The following is a 24,069-nucleotide window of genomic DNA, read 5'->3' as shown; positions in this document are numbered from 1 at the left end:
CTTGGCTACCTTGGTCTTAACTAGGTTCTATTAGCGTTTCACCGCTTCAAGTTTCCAGATATTGTTCACGTAGTCTCGGATTGAGCGGTCTGACGTGAACTTGCCAACAAGGGCGGTATTAAGAATGGCCTTCTTCGCCCAGCCAGCTTGATCTTTATATTGTTCGCTCATGTCTTCGTGCGCTTTCACATACGATGCGAAGTCCGCAAGACATAGGTATGGGTCACCGCCATCCAGCAGGCTATCGTACGTTGCACGTAGTAGGCCCGGTTGACCTGGAGTGAATTCTTCACCCAGTAGTAGGTCCATGGACGCTTTGAGTAAGTGATCCGCATTGTAGTAATCAAATGGGTTATAACCTTGAGCTTTCAGCGCTTTCACACCTTCAACATCTAGACCGAAGATATAGATGTTCTCATCGCCTACTTCCTCACGAATCTCAACGTTTGCACCATCCATTGTACCGATAGTTAGCGCACCGTTTAGCGCCATCTTCATGTTACCTGTACCTGATGCTTCTTTACCCGCTAGCGAGATTTGTTGAGAAACGTCAGCCGCAGGGATAATGATTTCAGCCATGCTCACGCGGTAGTCAGGGATGAATACCACTTTCAGCTTGTTACCGATGCGAGGATCGTTGTTCACCTTGTCTGCAATCTTATTGATTGCGAAGATGATTTCTTTCGCTAGGTGGTAACCCGGTGCTGCTTTTGCTGCGAAGAACACAACGCGTGGCGTACACTCAAAACCTGGTTCATTAAGAATACGGTGGTACAGAGACAGTACGTGTAGCAAGTCTAGATGCTGACGTTTGTACTCGTGCAGACGCTTGATTTGAACATCGAAGATTGCATTAGTATCGAGCTCGATACCCATGTTCTCTTTCACCCAAGTTGCTAGGCGTTCTTTGTTCTCTTTCTTCACTGCCATGAATTCTTTTTGGAATGTCGCGTCAGTAGCGTACTTCGCAATACCTTCAAGTTGCTCTAGTTTCGCTGGCCATTCTGGGCCGACTTTCTCAGTGATAAGCTGAGACAGACCTGGGTTACAGAACTTCAACCAGCGACGTGGCGTAATACCGTTCGTTACGTTGTGTAGACGTGTCGGGTACATTTCGTGGAACTCTGGGAATAGGTCTTTCTTAACCAATTCAGAGTGAAGTGCTGCTACACCGTTTACTGCGTAAGAGCCGATTACACATAGGTTTGCCATACGAACCATGCGGTGGAAACCTTCTTCGATGATAGAAAGCTTCTGTTGCTTCGCGACATCACCCGGCCACATTGCACGTACGTCTTGTAGGAAGCGGTGGTTAATCTCGTAAATGATCTCCATGTGACGTGGTAGCAGGTGCTGGATTAGCGACTCTGGCCATGTCTCTAGTGCTTCTGGAAGTAGCGTGTGGTTGGTGTACGCAAATGTCTTAGAGCTGATTTCCCAAGCCGCTTCCCAAGCTAAACCTTTTTCATCCATCAGGATGCGCATTAGTTCAGGAATCGCAATCGTTGGGTGTGTATCGTTAAGCTGGATAGTCTCTTGCTTAGGTAGATCCGCTAGCGAGTAGCCCGCAGCTTCGTGGCGACGTAGGATGTCACGTACAGACGCTGCTGAGTGGAAGTACTGCTGCATTAGACGCAGTGTTTTACCTTTCTCGTGGTTGTCGTTCGGGTAAAGCACTTTAGTGATGTTACCTGCGTCGATCAGTGCGTGCTGAGCTTCGAAGTAATCACCATTGTTAAAGCTTGCTAGTGAGAATGGTGCAATCGCCTGACATTCCCAAAGACGTAGCGGGTAAACCGTGTCTGATTCGTAACCCACAATTGGAAGATCCCAAGGCATTGCTCTTACTGTCATGCCTGGTACCCATTTGCGAACTTCTTTACCGTTCTCGTTAATCACTTCAACGTGACCGTAAAAACCGATCTCTTGCGCAAGTTCTGGACGCGCAATTTCCCAAGGGTAGCCTTCTACACCGCGCCATGCGTCAGGTGCTTCTTGCTGGCGACCATCTTTGAATGACTGTTTAAATAGACCGTATTCGTAATGTAAACCATAGCCGACAGTTGGGAACTCTTGTGCCGCACATGAATCCATGAAACACGCAGCCAGACGACCAAGGCCACCGTTACCCAATGATGGGTCGCGCTCTTCTTCTAGCAGATCAGTTAGGTTGTAACCTAGTTCAGCCATTGCTTCTGTTACTTGTTCGTACAGACCCATGCTGATTAGGTTGTTACCAGTCAAACGACCGATAAGGAATTCTAGCGAAAGGTAGTTAACGCTCTTCGCACTTTTAATGCGTGGATCTTCTTCTGTCGCAAGCAAATCTAGAGTAGTAAATTCAGCCAGAGCATGCCCCATTGCTAGGTACCATGCGCGGCTGTCTGCGTTTTCAATCGTATGAGCGTAAGTTACAGATAGGTGTTTCTTTACGCTTTCTTGGAACGACTTCTTGTCAAATTGTTTTTGTTGAGTAGGTTTCATTACGAAATTCTCACGTCTTTTGGTAATTCATCTGCCATACATCGTGCATTTACCTCTGTGAATAAACATCCTCCTAATTCTCATCCTTTGAAGGAGGAGGGCTGAGGGCGTAGAGGGGGTACCATTGCTAGGTTAGTGATCCAAATCTCAACAAAGTGAACTTTGCACCAGTTCTTAGTGATTTTGATCACAATGGAATGTGAGAAAGGTTAAAACCCGTTCATGACGCTTTTTATAGTCCACTCATCTGATGATGTGAAAATTGTAATATCGGTCACATTAACTCGGTCAGCGTAGAAGAACTTTTCGTAATCTATGTGCAACGCGATCTTAACGCTAACGAAACAAACGATATTTAAGTGACGAAAATCACAAATAAAGGGCGTAGTTGATGGTAAATCCATCAACCCTTGAGAATTAGGAAGTGGATCAAAGTAACGAACATTTCTGATGTCGTAACATCCCTCTCAGCTCACAGGATTGTACGCTTTTTATACAAACTAGAATTAGGCGATGTGAGTTATTTCTAGTTTTCGCTAGCTTTTATATTTAAGTGACCGTATGGAATGGTTTTTCAGACGGACGCAAGCCCCAATAGCAGCGACATTATCCGGTATTCAAACAGTGTTTTTGATGCTGATGGCCTCATTCAGTAAGACGGCTTTCAAGGGGGCTTTACTAGAATGATCACGTTGCTGTCATTTGGGTATACATAAATAAGGACATAACTACTAATGTGGATTCCATCTAAGCTTACTCGACCAGGACGCCTACACAATGCCATCGTGCGCCCACGAGTGTTGGACTTACTACAGCAAGCGCCTTACTACAAATTGGTTTTATTCCGATCCCCAGCAGGTTACGGAAAAACAACAATGGCAGCGCAGTGGCTATCCGATAAGCCAAACGTCGGTTGGTACAGCATTGATGACAGCGATAACGACGGCTTTCGCTTTGTAAACTATCTGCTTCAAGCATTAAACAAAGCCACCAACTTCAGTTGCGCTAACGCACAAAAACTGGCGGAAAAACGTCAGATCTCGTCTTTACGCTCCCTATTTAGCGAAGTATTCGCAGAAATGGCTGACTTTCATCAAGAGTGCTACGTGGTGCTTGATGACTACCATTTAATCACGAATGATGAAATCCATGAATCCATGCGTTTCTTTTTAAAGCACATGCCAGACAACCTCACCGTTGTGGTAACCAGTCGTGCAGCGCCGCCTCTAGGCACTGCAAACTTACGTGTTCGTGATTTAATGATCGAAATTGGCAACGAGATGTTGGCGTTTGATACCGAAGAAACCACTCGCTTCTTTAACCAGCGTATCGCCGATGGTATTGATGAAGACATGGCGAACAGCCTAAGAACCTATGTTGAAGGTTGGCCATCGGCGATGCAGTTGATCGCATTACAAGCCCAACATCAAAACCGCACATTGGCGCAAACTGTAGAGTCGGTATCGCAGTTCAATCACGCGCACTTGTGGGATTACTTGGTCGAAGAAGTGTTTGACTTACTCGATCACGAAACTCGTCACTTTTTAATGCAAGTATCCGTGCTTGACCACTTCAATGATGAGCTAGTGTTTGCCCTTACCCAACGCGAAGACGCACTGGGAATGATTGAATCGCTTAACCGTTACGGCTTATTCATTTACCCGCTCGAAGGGGAACAGAACTGGTTCCGGTTCCATAACTTATTTGGCGAGTTTTTATCTCATGAGCGCCAAGCTCGTATTCCTCAGCAAGAAAAAGATCTCCACCGCAATGCTGCTATCGCTTGGTTACAACAAAAAGCACCACACCAAGCGATTCATCATGCACAAAAATCGAATGATAAGGACTTAGTGGTAGAGATCCTAAACGAATTCGGCTGGAAGATGTTTAACCAAGGCGAACTCAGCACACTGGAAAGCTCAATTAACAAGTTGGACGATGATCTGTTGTTCAGCCACCCAAAACTTACGATGCTCCGAGCATGGTTGGCTCAAAGTCAGCATCGTTATAACCAAGTGGGCCACCTGCTTGAAGAAGCGGAAGAGGAACACAAAAAGCGTAACATTGCGTTAGATATTCATTATCAAGGTCAAGCAAACGCGTTGCTTGCTCAAGTGGCTATCAACAGTAACCAGCCAGAAAAAGCTCTCGAATTAGCGGAGTTAGCGCTTAGCCAACTTGATAACACAATTTACCGTAGCCGAATTGTGGCGACTTCGGTTGTTGGTGAAGTTAACCACGTGCTAGGTAAACTAGACCGTGCTTTGCCAATGATGCAACAAACTGAAAAGCTAGCTCGTCAGTACCAGGTATATCACCAAGCGTTATGGGCAATATTGCAGCAAAGCGAGATTTTAATTGCACAAGGTTACGTGCAAGCTGCCTTTGAACTACAAGATTCCGCATTCCGTCTGATTGAAGATCAGCAGCTTCAGCATGTTCCTCTTCATGAATTTTTGCTGCGTATTCGCGCGCAAGTACTTTGGTGCTGGAACCGACTTGATGAAGCGGAAGAATGCGCGTACAAAGGTCTGCAAATTCTCGAAAACCATTCACCAAGCAAGCACTTACATAGTTATTCGATGTTGGCGCGTATTGCGATTGGACGCGGTGAATTAGACAAAGCCGGTAAATTCATTGAGCACATCCAACACTTGATGAAACAGTCGACTTACCACGTAGATTGGACTGCAAACGCTTCACTATCGTTGATTCTATTTTGGCAAGCGCGTGGGAATACCGATGCAATGCAAGAATGGCTCAACACTGCGGTTCGTCCTGAATCGGCATGCAACCACTTTTCTCAATTGCAATGGCGTAACATTGCTCGCGCCCACATTAACTTAGGCCAATATACCGACGCTCGTGCTGCGTTAGATTTTCTCCAAGGTGAAGCTCGTCGCACTAACCTAATCACAGATACTAATCGCAACTTAGTGGTTGAAGCAGTCCTTTCTGCTCGCCAAAAAGATGAGGAGCAAGCCAAGGCTCTGTTAAAAGAAGCATTAGTAATGACGAACCAAACTGGCATGGTCGGAAACTTCCTGATTGATGGTGCAACCATTGGCGGTCTGCTGGAGAAGTTGAGCCTCCGCCATGAACTGGGCGATCTTGAGCGTCACCGTGCTCAACAGTTAATGAAGGACATTTCATCGAATCAACGTAGCCGGTCGATTCACTTTGATGAAGACTTTATTGAAAAGTTGGTGAATCACCCTAATGTGCCAGAGCTAGTACGTACCAGCCCATTAACACAACGCGAATGGCAGGTTCTGGGGCTGATTTATTCAGGCTTTAGTAACGAGCAAATCGCACAAGAGCTGGATGTGGCAGGTACGACAATTAAAACCCACATTCGCAACCTGTACCAAAAGCTTAATATTGCTAATCGTAAAGAAGCCATTGTGACAGCTGAAAATTTGCTACAGTTAATGGGATACTGAACTGCTAGATAAACGGGTTAAAACGTAAAGTAAAACACAAGGGTTGACGTAACACGTCAGCCCTTTTTTATGACTGACAGAAAGAGAAGTGCAATTTGCAAAGCACGTAAGTAACGTTGTTCATATAAAAAAATAGCCAACCGCAATAATCGCGATTGGCTTATATTTAGTGTGAACAAATTGTATTCACTAACAACGTCAGTTGGCTAGGTGACCCTCGGCTTAAGAAGGGTCGAGCAGTATTATGCATTAATCATGCCAAAATGCAAAGGCTTATTTTTGGGCACAAGATCTCATATAAGCTGGATTTATTCACGCGCAAATTATCAAAATGCAATTTTATAATGCAAATTGCAATTGCATAATGCAACCAAGATTGATAATTGATAGTAGAGTTAATCATCTCAAAAATGTAAACCAAGCATTAAAAGCTCGTTACGGCGGCATTGTCTTTTGGCGGATAATAAAGATAGGCAATAGATTGGATATAAAACCAAGTAGTTACAGCACTATTTCATACTTTTTTCATCGCAATGTTTGTATACTCTCTGCCATCGAAACGACTTAGCATTAGAGCAATGAACTACTTAATTACTTTCTTCAAGGGAATCGCCATGGGTGCAGCAGATGTTGTACCTGGTGTATCTGGCGGCACCATCGCGTTTATCACTGGTATTTACGATACGCTGCTTGAAAGCATTCGACGCATTAACCCCTCACTTTTCTCTATCTGGCGAAAAGAAGGGTTTAAAGCCGCGTTTAATCACATCAACGGATTCTTCCTAATCGCTCTGTTTGCCGGCATTTTCACCAGTATTGCAACGCTAGCAAAGTTGATTACTTGGCTTCTTGACACACACCCGATCCCACTTTGGTCATTTTTCTTTGGTCTAATTTTGGTCTCTGTGTATCACATTATTCGTCAGGTTGAGCAACGCGATCTTGTCCGCTTTGTCATTCTGCTCGTTGGTGTCGGGTTTGCTTATAGTATTACTGTGCTCAAATCTTTACACATGGAACCAACGGCCATTAACACCTTATTCGCTGGAGCTATCGCGATTTGTGCGATGATCTTGCCGGGTATCTCTGGCAGTTTTATTTTGCTGCTGATTGGCATGTATGCTCCTGTATTAGCCGCAGTGAAAGGTTTTCAAGTCGATACATTAGCGCTATTTTTGTCTGGCTGCGTGATCGGTTTACTGTCCTTCTCTCACTTATTGTCGTGGTTACTACGCAAGTTCCGTGATTTCACCCTGATGTTTTTGACTGGATTAATGATTGGTACGTTGCCAAAGATTTGGCCATGGAAAGAAACCATCACTTGGCGCACCAATTCGAAGGGCGAACAAGTGCCATTGCTACAGCACAACCTATCACCATTTGAATTTGAACACGTGACATCACAACCTTCTCAGTTAGTACTTGCTGTCGTAATGATGCTTGCAGCCATTGCTCTGGTTTTGGGTCTAGAGAAATTCGCAGATTCAGATAAATAACTTTGGTATCAAACACATACTGAACCAAATAAAAACGGAGCCAATTGGCTCCGTTTTTATCTATTGGCTAAGGGCAAAAACATCTCAATTGAAAACTCTGCTGTATTTGATGCAATAAAGTCCATCGCATTACTAAGAAGCTGGTCACCGAGGTATAACGCACAATTTACCGAGGTCACGAGTTGGCGAGCGGCGCATCTGTGCTACGATGCTCGTAATGTTAAGTGATAAATGCTGAACCTTAATGAAACTGTTACAAATCGCCGCTGTTTCAGCCGCATTAGTTGCGGGATTTTATGCCCCGACTCTAATAAAAAGCTTTTCTTCTTCCACTCAAAGCAAGTCAATAGATGAATACTGCTTTCTCTCTACATCCTCTTGCGTCCAAGAAAATGTTACGATGACGCTAAACTCAGAAACTGCTCAACCCTTGGTTCCTACCACTCTAAATGTTGAGTGGCATACAAGCGATGCTAAGCAACTCATCCTAAGTCTTTCAGGAAGAGAAATGGAGATGGGTGAGCCTAAGTTTTTGCTGAAGCAAATCGCTCCTGGCCAATATCAAGGTGACATCATTCTCCCGGTTTGCACGGAGGATGCAATGACTTGGGTTGGTGAACTCAGTGATGGAGAGAATACCGTTTACCCTGCTATAAAAATGCAAAGATAAGGAATCGTTATGAGCCGCAATTGGTCCCTATTTCTCGTAGCTGCTTTCGCACTCGGGTTTGGCGTAAAGAGCTATTTAGATAACCAGAAAACGAAGCCAGAGCAAGTGGACAGTTCCACCTCTCAACAAACGGTATTGTTTGGGGAAAATAACCAAGCCGTCAATATCTTCGATGTGAATGACCCTCGCATCCGAGTCGTCTATTTTGGCTTTACTCGCTGCCCAGACGTTTGCCCAACTTCTCTTGCAATGCTGGCAGGAGCACTGAATCAAATTGACGACGCGCAAAAAGCACAACTACGCCCGATGTTCATTTCTTTAGACCCAGAGCGTGATGAGGCCGATGCATCAGCAAAATATGCCCATTACTTCCATCCAATGATTGAAGGCCTATCGGCACCACTTGATGTAACGACACCTTTGGCACACAACTATGGTGTCATTTTCCGTAAGACAGAATTGGAAGGCTCGGAACTAAAGTACACGCTGGATCATAGCTCTTACTTTTACTTCTTGAAGCCGGATGGCACGTTAATCACTAAAGTACCGCATACGCTCTCGCCGGCACCGATTGTTGAAGCCATTTCAAAACTAACGACCGAAGGCTCTTCAAATGACGGTTAAGTCAGTGCTGAAGCAATTTTTCAATTTCCTAACTCATACCAACCCCAATGTCGAACAAGACGTCGATACGATCATTGACGCCATTGGAGGCATAGAGAACCTGATAGAAACTGGTGCATGTGCGACTCGGCTGCGTCTTACCCTCAGAGCGACGTCCGTCATCGATAAGAACGCACTCAAAAATCATGGCGCGCATGGCGTCGTGATATTGGATGATCGTCATATCCAAATCATATACGGCTTAAAAGCCAACACGTATTCGCAGATTATGGAAGAGCGCATCACAAAACAAAGTTAATATTTTTGCAGTATAGCTACCCTCTTTAAAAAAGGGCAGCTATACTCTTTTGGCTTAATTAACTCACTTATTTATTAACCAAAGAAGAGGACACAAGATGATTGTATTGAATAACACTAACTGGGCATCGCAAGGGTAACCCTAACAGCACCAACTCTGTGGCATAACCACAACTCCCCTTCTCTGCCCGGTCTTCACCGGGGTCAACTCTATCCGAATTAGACCCTAATGCGATTTGTATTAAGGCGCTTTGTTGCGTCTGGGATAATTCAATAATGAATCAAACACATACTTTTTGTGACACATTAGTTTCAACTTCAAACCCTCTAAAACAATTGGGTTGGAAACCATTTTTTCAGCAACAACTGACATTAGACGATTACGACAACACTATTTTTGCTCGTGTAATTGCGCATCACCGAAGTGGTTATTTATTGGCAACAGAAACTGGGCAAGTTCATCTTAATGCCCACCATTCTTTACCCAATATGACCGTCGGAGACTGGGTAATCTTAAATGAAGATCAGCAATTTGTTCGCTTACTGGATCGCTTGAGCCTCTTTAGCCGCAAAGCCGCTGGCAGCAAAGTGGCAGAGCAACTCATCGCAGCCAATGTGGATACAGTGTTTATCGTCTGTTCCCTTAACGACGACTTCAATTTAAGTCGTATTGAACGTTATCTTGCCTTGGCTCATGAAGCCGAAGTCGAACCCGTCATCGTGCTTTCCAAGGCCGATTTGTGTGACAATACTGATGAACTAAAAAGCCAAGTACAGAAGCTCGACCCTCTATTAGCTATAGAGACAGTCAACGGCTTAGAAATAGAGAGTGCTTCTAAACTCATGACCTGGTGCAAAGAAGGACAAACCCTCGCTTTTATCGGTTCTTCAGGCGTTGGCAAATCAACTCTTGTTAATGCATTACTCGGGCAACAAGAACAGGCAACTGGGTATATTCGTGAAGACGATAGCAAAGGGCGACATACAACTACATCGCGCTCTATCCATATATTACCTGATGGCGGCATCTTGATTGATACTCCGGGAATGCGCGAGCTTCAACTAGCAGATTGTGAATCGGGGGTCAGTGAGGCATTTTCTGACATTGAGGCTCTCGCTCAGCGTTGTCGCTTTGGTGATTGCCAGCATCAAACTGAGCCGGGTTGCGCAATTCAAACTGCGATTGAAAATGGCAAACTGGAAGTTCGTCGTTTCAATAACTATCAAAAACTATTGCGAGAACAAGCCTTTAACGGTGCGACTTTGGCAGAGCAACGAGCTCAAAGTCGACAGTTCGGGAAACTCACTCGAAATGCCATGAGTGATAAGCGCAGGCGCCAACAAAGTTATTAATTTGTTGCGTTTGAGTTGTCAATAAAATCAAAGGAGACGAAAGTCTCCTTTTTAACAACTTTATTAAAAACCATTACTCATAACTAATGATAATTTTCAACATAAAAATCTTATTTAAATAACATTGAGCAAACATTTAATCCAAAAACAAACTAAAACTAGACACAAAATATTACCAAGCTAAGATATGTGATATTCAGCAAGAAAATGGCTGAATTTATAAAAACAGGATAATTGATAATCATGTGTCTTAGTGACCAGAAGCAATGCTCACCCCTTGCAATATAAGGGCATTATCGCCGTGTAATGATGGACTATTGCCCTGCCACTCTGGCATAAAATTGCAGGAATGATGTATGCAACACAACAGCCTCGTTGCCCGATATGCTCGTGGTAACCTCGTCGTCCAGATCCTTGTCGGTATCGTCTTTGGTATTTTGCTCGCGACAATTTCTCCAAGCCATGCCGAAAGCGCGGGATTAATTGGTAGCCTTTTTGTCGGTGCGCTTAAAGCGATCGCGCCAATTCTTGTGTTTATTTTGGTTGCCGCTTCAATTGCAAACCAAAAGAAAAACCAACACACTTACATGCGCCCAATCGTTGTACTGTACCTGATGGGTACATTCTTCGCGGCGCTATCAGCAGTGGTTCTAAGCTTCCTTTTCCCGACCAATTTAACGCTTGTCACCGGCGCTGAAGGTGCAACGCCTCCTCAAGGTATTGCTGAAATTCTACGCACATTGTTGTTTAAACTGGTCGACAACCCAGTAAATGCACTAGTAGAAGCAAACTACATCGGCATTCTTGCTTGGGGTGTGGGTCTGGGTCTTGCACTACACCACGCATCGGCAACAACGAAGGCCGTATTTGAAGATCTAAGCCACAGCGTGTCTCACATTGTGCGCTTTATCATTCGTCTTGCACCATTTGGTATCTTTGGCTTGGTTGCTTCAACGTTTGCGACAACAGGCTTTAGCGCGCTAGCAAGCTACGCACACCTTCTGGCGGTTCTTCTTGGCGCAATGATGATCATCGCACTCGTTGTAAACCCGGCGATCGTGTTCGTTAAAACCAAACAAAACCCTTACCCACTTGTATTCCGTTGTCTACGTGAAAGTGGTGTAACAGCGTTCTTCACTCGTTCAAGTGCAGCGAATATTCCAGTAAACATGGCACTATGTGAGAAGCTAAAACTGGACGAGGATACATACTCAGTATCTATTCCTCTAGGTGCGACCATCAACATGGCTGGTGCTGCAATCACTATCACAACACTAACGCTTGCAGCTGTGCACACTATGGGTATCGAAGTTGATCTACTGACTGCGCTACTGCTCAGTATTGTGGCTGCGGTTTCTGCATGCGGCGCATCAGGTGTTGCAGGTGGCTCTCTACTACTTATCCCACTTGCGTGTGGCCTGTTTGGTATCTCAAACGACGTAGCAATGCAGGTTGTAGCGGTTGGCTTCATTATCGGTGTGATTCAAGACTCTGCAGAAACTGCGCTAAACAGCTCAACAGACGTTGTCTTTACGGCAGCAGTTTGTAAATCAGAGCAGCAAAAAGCTCAGTAAGACTGACAGAACAAAGAGAAAGGGGAGCCGATGATGGCTCCCCTTTTTTGTTTAATTGCGCTCAATTACGCGGTGACCAAAGCCACCTCTTCAATTGAGAAATGCTTACTTGGCTCAACAAACTCTTGCTGCGCAGCAATAGTTTGCAGCTCCCATTCGCCTGCATGGTACGTTGCACTTAACACCCCGTAGCATGCGTCATGACAATGTTGGAAAGCTTGCTTGGGAGACCAGCCTTTTAAGAGTCCCGCGGTAAAGATAGCTGAAATAAGATCGCCCACGCCAACAGGTTGTTTAGCAAACTCAAATTGAGGACGCTTCGCAAGGTAAATGCCTTCTTGCGTAGCCAATAGCATGTTGAAGCTGCCATTTTCTAGGCAGTAAAGGTGCTTAACTAGCACCACTTTTGGACCTTTCTCTAGCGCACGTTGGCATGCGGTGATCGCATCGTCTAATGAGTGGATTTCCATCTCAGCAAATTGACTTAGCTCGAATTGGTTCGGAACGATCACGTCCGCCATTGGCATCAAACGCGTTAGAAGATTTTCAGCAATGCCCGGAGCCACAATGCAGCCTTTGTCTGGCGCGCCCATCACAGGGTCGCAAACATAAAGTGCGTTCGGGTTCGCTTGCTTCACTTTCGTCACGGTATCTTCAACAGCAAGGCACTGCTCTGCGCTACCTTGGTAGCCCGTCAATACCGCTTGGCACTTTTCCAGCGCGCCGATGTTACCAAGTCCACGAACTAACTCGCTGATGTCTTCAGCCGCAAACGCTCGCCCAGTCCAGCCTTCTTGATACTGCGTGTGGTTAGAAAATTGAACGGTATGAATCGGCCATACTTCAAAACCCATGCGTTGCATTGGGAAAACGGCACTGCTGTTACCAGCATGACCAAAAGAAACATGAGATTGTATAGAGAGGATACCTTGCATAGTACCTTACCTCTTATTGTAGTTATCGATAGTTCAAAGACAGCGGCAAGCGCCAGTTTTGCGAAACCAGTAGTGTATCCGACAAACCAAGATTCTCTAACTCAATTCTCCTCAATATCTTCAGAGTAAGTTGGCGCGCTGGTTTTCAACACCATCTTCTTAATTTCCATTTTGTCTTTATTCAGTGCGATTTCTAGGGTATCTCCTTCCCTTATCCCGAGCTGAGCTAGGATTACGCTTGGAATGACTACGGCGGTGTCGTCACCGATTTTAACAGGTTGACTTATCATCTTTCGTCCTCCAAATGTCGAAAATGAGTTTTCACGTCATTGGATGTCTAGCCTCAAATACTTTGAGCTGACTTGGATTTGGCGTAAATGCCTAAAAACAAAGAGCCTTCCACACCGCGTTTGGGAAGGCTCTTTCAGTATTATTTTTTAATTTGCTAAAGGCTCATGCTTCGCAGCAATCAGACCGTAAGCACTCCAGCCAAGGAAGGTTACGATAGAGCCCCACATCATCGCTTCGTAGCCGGAGCCGTAAAGCGCGTAGAAACTGTACAGAGAGCCAATCAGAGCGATAACGTTGGTGGTTTTCATCTCGCGCTCCGGCACGTGCGCCACTTGCTGCATGATGAAGATTGCGCCCATACATAGAATGTAAGGAATAACGTTTGTTACTACCGCTAGGTTAACCAGCGCTTCGAACTGCTCGTTCAGCGTTGGAGAAATCGTCATTAGAGACAATACAGATTGGATAATAGTAATCGCGATCATACCTTTGATTGGCGTACCACGTTTGTCCACTTGAGAGAACAATTTAGGGAAGAAGCCCGCATCAGAAGACGATTTGAACACTGACGCGATAGTGAATTGCCAACCCAATAGAGAGCCCGCACAAGCCAATACCGCCATACCCGCAACCACTTTACCAGCGGCAGAACCTAGCATCACTGTCCATACGGTTGAGAATGGCGCTGTAGAAGCGGCAAGCTCAGAGTTTGCAACGATACCAGAACAGATGTTTGTCGATACAATGTAAACCACAGCCGCGATTAGCGTACCACCTAGCACTGCGATTGGTACGTTCTTCTCTGGGTTTTCTACCGCTTCAGAGTTCGCACAAGCTGATTCAAGACCAAGGAATGCCCATAATGTCATCGCAATAGAAGCACTCACTGCCTCACCAAATGGCAAGCTGTGTGGGTTCCAAGCTTCAATGTACATGGTTGGGTTAAACCAGAACCAACCAACAATACCCAATGAACACACTGGTAGGATTACGCCCCACACGGTGAATGTACCAATTTGACCTGTGATTTTCGCACCACCGAAGTTAGCGAAAGTACAAATCCAAAGAATGGCGATGGTGTACAAACAGGTTTCGACCGGAGATAGGGTCACTTCAAAGAATGCGGAGCCGTAACCCACACAGGTAATCGCGATCGCAATATTCGCAATAAGGAGCGACAAACCGTAAGTCCAGCCCGCCATAAACGCACCCGATTTACCGAATGCGTAAGACGCGTAACCGTTCATACCGCCGTCTCGTTTACTAAAGCGACCACATTTTGCAAACACATAAGCCAACGCCAAAGAGCCCGCCGCCGTGATCAGCCAAGACAACACTGAAATGGTACCCACTTGCGCCAGTTTACTTGGCAGCATGATAATACCGGAGCCAGCCATATTGATGAACGTCAGAATGGTTAACTGCACCACCGACATTTTTTTAGTTTCAGTACTCATAAATTATTCTCCACGAATAAGCGGTTCGCACCGACGCCGGAGCGTGGTGCGAACGGGTAGATTAATCTTTTAGGACATAACAATGTGCGGTAGTGCGACCGTTAACATCTTCAAGGTACACACCTTGAATTTCTGGCGCGAAGCCTGGGAAGCGGTTAATGCCTTCTTCTAGAGATAGGAAGTAATCCACCACCTGTTGAGTCCAGACTTCACCAGTGATCACACAGATAATGCCTGGAGGGTAAGGAAGTGCGCCTTCAGCGGCTACGCGGCCCACGGCCTCTTTAAGTGGTAGGTAATTGCATTCACCACGGAAGTATTTGCGTGTTGCTACGTCAGGTTTGTGAACCATTTGTGGGAAGTACTCGCTGCGGAACATCGCTTTTTGTAACTGTTTCACGTTCAGCTCTTTGTACATGTCATGCATTTCCTGACATAGCTGACGGATGGTGTAGCCACGGTAGCGTTCTTTATTCGCTTCGTAGACGCTTGGAAGTACGATACTTAAAGGGGCATCATCACGGATGAATTTTTCGAATCGGTTAATTTGAGCCACAAGGTGACGGATCTTACCCATATCTTCCGCAGGAGTGAGTAGGAACAAGATAGAGTTCAAGTCGCACTTTTCAGGGATGATGCCATTTTCACGAAGGAAATTCGCTAAAAGCGTTGCAGGAATACCAAAGTCTGCGTAGCTGCCATCTTCAGCAATACCTGCTGTGGTTAGTAGCAATTTACATGGGTCAACGAAGTATTGACCTTCACCGTACCCCTCGAATTTGTGCCAGCTTGCGTTTGGCTCAAACATGAAGAATTTCTTGTTCGTTGCTATCACGTCAGTGTCGTAGCTGCCCCAAGGTTGGCCTTCGACTTCATCTGGAATGAACGGACGAATCAATTCACAACTCTTAAGGATTTCTTTACGCGCTTCGATACCTGTCTTAACCGCATCGCGCCATAAACGCAGACCTGCTTCGCCGTCGTGGATCTTCGCGTTCACATCAAGCGCAGAGAACAGTGCGTAGAATGGTGAAGTCGATGCGTGCATCATAAACGCGTTGTTAAAGCGTTTGTGGTTACAGTAACGAGCTTGACCTTTGATATGGCGGTCTTTTTTGTGGATTTGCGATGTTTGAGAGAAGCCAGCTTGTTGTTTGTGAACAGACTGAGTCACGATCACACCTGCGTCTTCTGGTTTCAAATCCAGCAGCAGTGGTGAACAGTCTTTCATCATAGGGATGAACTGCTCGTAACCAACCCACGCAGAGTCAAACAGGATGTAGTCACAAAGATGACCGATCTTATCCATCACGTAACGAGCGTTGTAGATAGTACCGTCGTAAGTACCAAGCTGGATAATAGCAAGACGGAAAGGACGTTCATCGCGTGCACGTTCTGGGTCCACTTTCGCGATTTGAGCACGAATGTATTCTTCATCGAAACAGTGTTCATCCATACCACCGATAAAGCCCCAAGGGTTACGCGCCGTTTCTAAGTAAACTGGCATACCACCCGCTTGGATTAACGCACCGTGGTGGTTCGATTTGTGGTTGTTACGGTCGAACAGTACCAAATCACCTTCAGTTACCAGCGCGTTACACACTACTTTGTTTGAAGCAGAAGTGCCGTTAAGTACGAAGTAAGTTTTGTCCGCGTTAAATACTTTTGCAGCGTGCGCTTGCGCTTGGTGTGCAGAACCTTCGTGGATCAGCAAGTCACCTAAATCCACGTCCGCGTTACACAAGTCACTACGGAACAGGTTTTCGCCAAAGAAATCGTAGAACTGTTTACCAGCTGGGTGTTTTTTGAAGAACTGACCACCTTGGTGTCCCGGACAGTCAAACGCTGAGTTACCCATCTCAACATAGTGCGTTAATTGCTTGAAGAAAGGAGGAAGAAGACGACATTCGTACTTGGTTACTGCCTCATTGATTTGACGACAGTAGTACTCAATAGATTGTCTTTCTAAATCGATAACGCCAGTTAGCCAAACGTAATCTTCTGCCGAAACTGGGTTTTCATCCGTTACTAAGAAAACTGGAATACCGTAACCCGTTTCAGAAATCATTTTATGCAGACCTGCTTTAATGTCTGCTGAAGTAATAATAGCCGCACCAACGTCGGTTAATTCAACTTGCTTTAAAGGTTGTAAATGACGATTAAATTGTTCATCTAAAGATTCAGCTAATAAACTGAAGTCTTCTGGCATGTAATTACTAACACCTATAATTAAACGTTTCATTTGGAATATCTCTTTTTTGTTCTTTAAAATTGACAGGTACAGATATTACAAACGAAAAAGATATTTAAAATTCAAAAAACAAATTTCGTGATTAAATTTTCATATTTAAAAGTCTTATTTTCTCGAATTAAAATTTCGCGATCTTCATCACTTTCCAATTGATAGCCCAATGATATTGAAACCAGGCTTAAAAGGAAAAATAATTAAAAATTGTGTGACCACAGCCATTGTTGTTAGAAATAAAATATCAAGAAAATAATTTTTTGAGATTTCCATCACTATATAATTATTAGGACTATATTATTAGGAATGATAAATATTTTAATTTTAACTAAATTTAAACACATAATAAAAAAGCCATCAACACATGTATTGATGGCTTTTTACTTTAGGTGCAAAGGAAACACAATTCAATTAAATAAATGACTATCTAGTTTGACTCCATCATTCGACCATTGCTGATAACGTTTTACAGACATGCCTGACGAGTACATAGTGTGTTTACAATCCATGCACTCGACAAAATACAAGCCACTCATGCCAGCCATAACGTGCAGTCTACGGCTATCGCAACGCTTACAGGACAAGCGTTTTACTTTGGTATTGACGTCAATACGACGAGCAAAGTTTAACGTTTCGTGAGAACATAAAGCCTCAACAGCACTATCTTTAAATGGATGTTCACTCAACAAGTAATTAATGGCGTAATCATACACCGGGGGGATTGAAGATTTTCCACTTTCAATATTACTTATTTTAGCGACGGAAACACCTAATAAAGAAGCGAACTCAGCCTTACTGTACTCTAAGATAAACCTTGAAGAGATAAATTTATCTGCACTAATGATTCTCAACATACACAAATCTCTAATATAAATAAAAACAGAGATAAAAAATTATCTCTATTTATTATGAAACATGTAATGAAAAAGTTACTTCCTAGTGTAATTCTGCATATTAACTATGCTATTTTATTTTTACGTTATCTTGCGCCTAATTAATCATAAAATCAATAATCGACACCTAAATATAAAAGAACAATTTAAGATTTATAATACATTTTTTAATTTACATTATTAGATAAAGTAATGAGTACTATTCACCTATAAATCGGGGCATCAAGTATTGCTCTTCAATCATTATTACTATCAATTGAAAAGGCTTGATCTAAGCCCAATAGCGGAAGTAAATAAAGAGGGAAAAACCTCTTTTTTAAGGTAAACAGATCCCATCTTAGTTAAGTACTAAAAATATGTTGAAAAATCGCATAAATAGTATGCACATCAGTAAAATGACTGCTTAAGTAAGTTTACATTCTGTTGTCGTGACTGATAGAGATACTGGCAAAAGAGCAAAAGAAAAGCCTCACTCTTGAGGCTTCTGGATAAGATAGGTTATGGTTGAAGGAAGTTTTGAGTGAAATCGAGCGCCTCTTTAGAGAGCTTTTTTTCGTTGGGCGATGTGCTTGCCTGGTCTTCTGCTGTTACCGTTGTCATGTTAGGCTGAAAATCTAGTGTTGATGCCTCCTCCCAAGCTTCGGAGGCGTCTTTATTCTCATCATTCAACACCGCATTGAGCTCCTCTTCCGCAGGAAAATACGCTTCGCGTTTGTACACTTTGTTAAGGGCTCGAATAATAGAGTGCTTTCTCACCATTCCTGAGGCCAGTTTTCTTTGCAACGGCTTCGCTATGGACTGCAATCCAACGACAACATCAACACCAATATTGGTTGCCACTTCATCACGTAACGTACGCGCAGGTTGGTAGCCCATATTGGCAGCAAGAAACAGCCAAACGTAAGCAATTGCATTACCCGTTTTACCTTTATCCTTCCACGCTTCGCCAGCATGATACATCGCTTTAGCACTGCCACCTTCCGCGGCCCGTTCTAGCCAGTAGCAACCTTTAACCATGCTTTTTTCTGTACCAATGCCATTTAGGTAACATAAGCCGACTTGGATCTTGCCATCCGCACTGTCTTTTTCCGCCGCTTTCATAAACCAGTAAAGCGCATCTGCACTGCGTCCTGCACTATTGTCTGGTGAAAGCTGCCATTCCCCCATATAAATCATGGCATCAATGCAGCCTTCTTCGGCGGCAGTTTCAATCAGTTGGTTACCTTTTGGGATATTTTTTTCAGTTCCTCGACCAAAGACCAAGGCCTTGCCCGTCGAAAATTTCGCTTCGGTATCCCCTTCCATTCCCGCAATTGCGGTACGCCAGAAGTTTGCCTGCTCTTTTAAAATCACATCTTCGCGCATGCGTTCACTTAAGCGAACAATGCCATACATCCCCGTCACATTGTCCAGTTTAGCGGCTTTATCATACCAATACAGCGCTTGACGAATGTTGTCCTTTTCGGCTTCTTTCGCTAGAAATAAAATGGTGGGGATATGCCCGGTTTCTGCTTTGAACTCTCGCTCTTTACGCTCTTGCTCTCGCGCTTTATGCATCGCCTTTCGATAAGCGGCTTCGCGAGCTTTCCTCTCTGCCTCGAGTCTCTGTTTCCGCATCGACAACGAGATCATCCACACAAATATCAGGACGAGTGAAAGGCCAGTTGCCGCAATGGCAATGCCCATACTACTCATAAATAGCCTCTTTTGGTTTCAGGGCCCAATTCAACTCCCTTTCAGGGAAATCTTATGATTACGCGCCGACGTAATGCCGACTACCTTCATTATATAACGACCACTTAGCGAAAATCTGAAGCTTGCGAATACTTAATGGCGGTATTTTACTCAACATCACTGTAACTTATTTTTAAAAGAAAAATATGGCCCTCATTTTTATAGAACTTAATCACGGTTTTGGGGCTGAGATATTCTCATCCCCTATCATCCCCCCTTACTCCTCCCATAAAAATTCACATTTTAATGATGTGCAGAATCTCTCACTATGCGCCTGTTTTATTATTTAATTTGTGAACAAAATCGACTGTGACAGAAAATTTGCACCTGTAAAAAACTTAACAGCCTGCTCTCACATTTTGCTGATGATTCAGTGTATTAGCATCTAATTGAACATTTCCTTTTTTGGCATCTGCCTTTCTAGCGTGTGCAAAACCTTCTTGATGATTGAGTCAGCGAAGGCAGCGCGCAGCTCAATATCAATTCAATAACAATGGATTTGTAAACGTGGACAATAAGACATTTAAATTATCAACAATTGCCAAAACCGTACTGCCTTTGATTTCCGTCGCGGTAATCAGCGGTTGTGGTAGTGATAGCACGAACGAAGATACGACGAACCCTGGCTCAGGCTTGTACCCTGCGGGAGAGAACGAAGTCGTCATTTATTACAAACGTGACGTAGCATCAGCTTCAACAGCAAGCGACTACGAAGGTTGGGGCTTGCACCTATGGAACGGTGAGGGCTGTACCAGCACAGATTTAGACGCAATGGGCATTCCGGGAACAGGAACGGATTGGTCTGCGCCACACCCATTCGATGGCATCAACGACACCTACGGTGCTTACTACGTACTGAAAATAAACCCTGACGCCTCTGACCCACACGAATGCATGAACTTCATTCTGCACAAAGGTGATGAGAAAGCGTTCGGCAGCGCAAACTCAAAAGTAGAGTTGACGAAAATCGGCGAATCGAAAGGTTTGTTTGGCTTCCACGGCAGCAGTGAACTTTACTACGAGCCAATAGAAGAGCGCCCTGTTGATATTGATGGTCAAAAAGCCCATTGGTTAGACGCCAACACCATTGCATGGGAAGCGGCGACCAGTGCGGATTCCATGAAGCTGTTCTACAGCCTTAGCAATGACATCAAAATGGATGAAGATAAGCAAATCTCTGGCGGTACAGCGGTTGAGCTGACAAAAGCTGGTGAGTTGTCTGATGGTCTGAAATCACGCTTCCGTCACCTTGCTAGCCTTCAAGCTGCGGGTATCGATGTCGATGACGCGACCTTGCGTACGATCCTGAAGTCACAAATCGTTATGGTGGCTTACAACGCAAATGGTGACGTCATTTCTGCAACTGAAGTGCAAAAACCGGGTGTTTTGGATGCGGTGTTTGCCGATTCCAAGGCAGGTAACGCGATCGGTCAAGAACTCGGTGCGATTGTGGAAGGCGGTGCCGCAACCTTCAAACTATGGGCACCAACTGCCCAAGATGTTGATCTGATAATCTACGATGAAAACTTAGCAGAAGAAGCGACCGTTGCCATGACGGAAGACCCAGCAACAGGTATCTGGGTTTCTGAGGCACAAAGCAACGTTGTCAACAAATACTATCGCTACCAAGTTAAGGTGTACCACCCTACAACAGGGGTCGTTGAAACGCGTTTGGTAACAGACCCATATTCAATGAGCTTGTCTAAAAACTCGCGATACTCGCAAGTGGTTGATTTAGATGATCCAAGCTTAATGCCTCAAGATTGGAAAAACTACGCACGCCCAACGGTTAAAAAAGACGAAGACCACGTCCTTTACGAGTCACACATTCGTGATTTCAGTTTTAACGACAGTAAAGGCACACCAAGTCTTGATGGCAAATATCTGGCGCTTACAGAACCTGAGCGTGAGTCTGTTTCTCACTTAAAAGCCCTGAAAGATGCTGGCCTAACAACGCTACATATCCTGCCAGCATTTGATATTGCAACCGTGGATGAAGACGCTGACAAGCGAGTCGATATCACCGACACCGTGGGTAAACTTTGTGGCATCAAGCCAGAAGCCTCCATTTGTGAGACCGAAGATGACGGCAAAGTGATTGAAGAGGTATTAAATAGCTACGACCCAACAACGGGCAAAGCACAAGCGTTGATGAACGATCTTCGCATGCTAGACAGCTTCAACTGGGGTTATGACCCTTACCACTACACCGTGCCAGAAGGCAGTTATGCGACCGATCCTAACGGATCTAAGCGTATTCTTGAGTTCCGCGAAATGGTTCAAGCGACGCATAAAATGGATCTGAAACTGGTCATGGACGTCGTGTACAACCACACAAATGCATCTGGTGTGAACGAAAAATCAGTACTGGATAAGATTGTCCCTGGGTACTACCACCGCCTAAACGTCAACACTGGCGGCGTCGAAAACTCAACCTGTTGTGATAACACCGCAACCGAGAACTTGATGATGGGTAAACTAATGGTTGACTCATTGATGGTATGGGCGGATGACTATAAAGTCGATGGTTTCCGTTTTGACCTTATGGGCCACCAGCCGAAAGATGTGATGGTTTACGCACTTGAAAAAGTCCGTGAAATTGACCCGAATACCTTGTTCTACGGCGAAGGTTGGGACTTTGGTGAAGTCGCGCAAAACGCTCGCTTCGATCAGGCGACACAAGTCAACATGGCGGGGACAGAAATCGGTACTTTCTCTGATCGTCTGCGTGACGCAGTTCGTGGCGGAAGCCCGTTTGATGGCGGTGTAGATTCTGAAGGTAAGCACCCACTTCGCTTTAACCAAGGCTTTGGTAACGCCGCTTACCCTAACGAAGAAACCAAAACTGACGCAGAGTCGGTGAATGGTCGTTTACACAACCAAGATCTGGTTCGTCTAGGTATGGCTGGTAACTTGGCTGACTACATCCTTCTTGATTACAAAGGCGAAACCAAGCTGGGTAAGAACGTTGATTACAATGGTGCGCCTGCAGGCTACACAAAAGTGCCATCAGAGAACATCTCTTACGTGTCTAAGCACGACAACCAAACATTGTGGGATAACAACGCCTACAAGATTGCGACAGGCACTTCATCTGCCGAGCGTGCACGTATGCAGTCTGTGTCCCTATCAACGGTGATGCTTGGTCAAGGCATTCCATTCATCCACATGGGTTCTGAGCTATTGCGCTCTAAATCTATGCAGCGCGACTCGTACGATTCTGGTGACTGGTTCAACCGTGTATTCTTCGACGGAAGCGACAATAACTGGAACGTTGGTCTACCACGTGAAGACAAAGACGGTGCAAACTGGGAGCTGATCAAAACCATCGTTGGTGACAGCACGGCGAAACCAGATTCAACCGACATCGAGCTGACTAAGCAACAATTCCTAGAGCTACTAAAAATCCGTAGCACAAGCGAACTATTCCGCCTAGATACCGCGCAAGAAGTGATGAACCGTGTTGACTTCCGCAACGTAGGGAAAGACCAAGTGGAAGGCTTGATTGTGATGTCTATCGACGATGGTACATCAGCGGGTGCCGATTTAGATTCGAACTACGATGCTGTCGTGGCCGTTGTGAACTCAACATCAACTGAGAAGTCTTTCAAAGTTGCTGGCGCAACTGGTTTCGAGTTACATGAAGTTCAACAAAACTCTGCGGATGACATCGTGAAAGGTGCAAGCTTCACCAATGAAACGTTCACAGTACCAGCACTGACAACAGCGGTATTCGTGCAGCCACAAGACGGCGCACAAGGTGCTGGCCTGCCAGTAAACACGGATAACAAAGACGTATCGAGCATTCCTCCTTACGGCGAAACCGTTGTTTACGTGAAAGGCACGATGAACGAGTGGTCTGATAGCAGTGATTGGGCGATGACCTTTATTGGCAACGGCATGTACTCTGTAACTGGCGTTCTTGAAGCAGGTGAGCACGAGTTCAAATTCGCGGACTCTGGTTGGGCAAATCCAAACATCGGTTGTGATGCTGCGAATATAGCTTCTGGTTCACTAGACTTAGGTTCAGAAGGTAACTGTAAGCTGTCTGTTGCTGAAACAGGTAAGTACAACTTCACTCTGAACGCGCTGCATGTTCAAGATGAAAGCGTAGAAAAACCGGTCGTGTCAGTGACCAAGTCAGCAGATGCACCAACATTCGGTGAAACAGCACTTTACTTACGTGGCACTATCACTACATGGGATGCTCCAGCACAAGACTCAACAGCGAAGTTCAGCTATGTTGCAAATGACGTTTATTCGCTAGACATTGACCTAGCGGCGGGCAACTACGAGATGAAAGTTGCGAGCGCAGACTGGGCAGCAGACACCAACTTCGGTGGCGAAGGCAGTGTTGAGCTTGGTAAAGCGCTAACGATGGAAGTCGGTGGCGGTAGTGCAAACCTGAAAATTGCGATTGCAGAAGCAGGAAATTACAACTTCCACTTCAACGCGGCTGACAAGTCGGCGCCAATCGTGACGGTAACGAAAAACTAGTTTCATTTAAAAACATCCGTAATGAAAAAGGGGAAGCATCACGCTTCCCCTTTGTTTTGTTGGCGTCACTAAATGG

At 44.9% G+C, this 24,069-nt stretch carries 15 protein-coding genes; 8 read left to right on the top strand and 7 right to left on the bottom strand.

Translation table 11 applies throughout. The features are described 5' to 3' along the window. Positions 1-30: 30 nt before the first annotated feature. The gene (locus R7F67_RS03205) at positions 31-2,484 is read right to left on the bottom strand and encodes a glycogen/starch/alpha-glucan phosphorylase (protein ID WP_005374836.1); all 2,454 of its coding nucleotides are present in this window, start codon (positions 2,482-2,484) and stop codon (positions 31-33) included. 734 nt (positions 2,485-3,218) lie between these two features. On the opposite strand from R7F67_RS03205, the gene malT reads away from it, so the two are divergent. From malT to sstT, 7 genes are all read left to right on the top strand, one after another. Next, on the top strand, positions 3,219-5,927 hold the full coding sequence (gene malT, locus R7F67_RS03200) for an HTH-type transcriptional regulator MalT (RefSeq protein ID WP_005374834.1): 2,709 nt from the start codon (positions 3,219-3,221) through the stop codon (positions 5,925-5,927). Positions 5,928-6,505: 578 nt separating this feature from the next. Then, entirely contained in the window at positions 6,506-7,423 is a 918-nt protein-coding gene (locus R7F67_RS03195) for a DUF368 domain-containing protein (protein ID WP_318056954.1), read from the top strand. A gap of 244 nt (positions 7,424-7,667) precedes the next feature. After that, positions 7,668-8,093, top strand: coding sequence for a hypothetical protein (locus R7F67_RS03190; RefSeq protein WP_213968232.1), 426 nt, complete (start codon positions 7,668-7,670; stop codon positions 8,091-8,093). Positions 8,094-8,102: 9 nt separating this feature from the next. Beyond that, on the top strand, positions 8,103-8,717 hold the full coding sequence (locus R7F67_RS03185; RefSeq protein WP_042522188.1) for an SCO family protein: 615 nt from the start codon (positions 8,103-8,105) through the stop codon (positions 8,715-8,717). Then, positions 8,707-9,015 (top strand): PTS transporter subunit EIIB, encoded by a 309-nt coding sequence (locus tag R7F67_RS03180; protein WP_258474579.1) that lies wholly within the window; start codon positions 8,707-8,709, stop codon positions 9,013-9,015. Before R7F67_RS03185 ends, R7F67_RS03180 begins: the two co-directional genes overlap by 11 nt. A gap of 275 nt (positions 9,016-9,290) precedes the next feature. Beyond that, positions 9,291-10,367 (top strand): ribosome small subunit-dependent GTPase A, encoded by a 1,077-nt coding sequence (rsgA, locus tag R7F67_RS03175; RefSeq protein ID WP_258474578.1) that lies wholly within the window; start codon positions 9,291-9,293, stop codon positions 10,365-10,367. A gap of 356 nt (positions 10,368-10,723) precedes the next feature. Beyond that, entirely contained in the window at positions 10,724-11,941 is a 1,218-nt protein-coding gene (gene sstT, locus R7F67_RS03170) for a serine/threonine transporter SstT (protein WP_005374821.1), read from the top strand. A gap of 65 nt (positions 11,942-12,006) precedes the next feature. Here the strand turns inward: sstT and pdxY are convergent, their stop codons facing one another. The 6 genes from pdxY to R7F67_RS03140 form a co-directional block, all read right to left on the bottom strand. Continuing rightward, a complete protein-coding gene (gene pdxY, locus R7F67_RS03165) occupies positions 12,007-12,876 on the bottom strand; it encodes a pyridoxal kinase PdxY (RefSeq protein ID WP_213886428.1) in 870 nt (289 codons plus the stop codon). Positions 12,877-12,977: 101 nt separating this feature from the next. Beyond that, positions 12,978-13,166 carry an AbrB/MazE/SpoVT family DNA-binding domain-containing protein gene (locus tag R7F67_RS03160; RefSeq protein ID WP_017634469.1) on the bottom strand — a complete coding sequence of 63 codons (189 nt, stop codon included), beginning with the start codon at positions 13,164-13,166 and terminating at the stop codon, positions 12,978-12,980. Between the two features lie 147 nt (positions 13,167-13,313). After that, on the bottom strand, positions 13,314-14,624 hold the full coding sequence (potE, locus tag R7F67_RS03155; protein ID WP_005374814.1) for a putrescine-ornithine antiporter: 1,311 nt from the start codon (positions 14,622-14,624) through the stop codon (positions 13,314-13,316). A gap of 61 nt (positions 14,625-14,685) precedes the next feature. Then, positions 14,686-16,866 (bottom strand): ornithine decarboxylase SpeF, encoded by a 2,181-nt coding sequence (speF, locus tag R7F67_RS03150; protein WP_167415835.1) that lies wholly within the window; start codon positions 16,864-16,866, stop codon positions 14,686-14,688. Between the two features lie 410 nt (positions 16,867-17,276). After that, complete coding sequence (locus R7F67_RS03145; RefSeq protein WP_025768646.1) at positions 17,277-17,723, bottom strand: helix-turn-helix transcriptional regulator; 447 nt, start codon at positions 17,721-17,723, stop codon at positions 17,277-17,279. Positions 17,724-18,260: 537 nt separating this feature from the next. After that, positions 18,261-19,457 carry a tetratricopeptide repeat protein gene (locus R7F67_RS03140; protein WP_132936243.1) on the bottom strand — a complete coding sequence of 399 codons (1,197 nt, stop codon included), beginning with the start codon at positions 19,455-19,457 and terminating at the stop codon, positions 18,261-18,263. Positions 19,458-20,003: 546 nt separating this feature from the next. Here R7F67_RS03140 and pulA point away from each other — a divergent pair. Further along, positions 20,004-23,993, top strand: a complete 3,990-nt coding sequence (gene pulA, locus R7F67_RS03135; RefSeq protein WP_318056887.1) for a pullulanase-type alpha-1,6-glucosidase — start codon at positions 20,004-20,006, stop codon at positions 23,991-23,993. Positions 23,994-24,069 lie beyond the last annotated feature (76 nt).

Source organism: Vibrio sp. YT-17, assembly GCF_033337375.1.
In the GTDB taxonomy this organism is placed as follows: domain Bacteria; phylum Pseudomonadota; class Gammaproteobacteria; order Enterobacterales; family Vibrionaceae; genus Vibrio; species Vibrio alginolyticus.
This window is presented reverse-complemented; position numbering and strand designations above follow the sequence as displayed.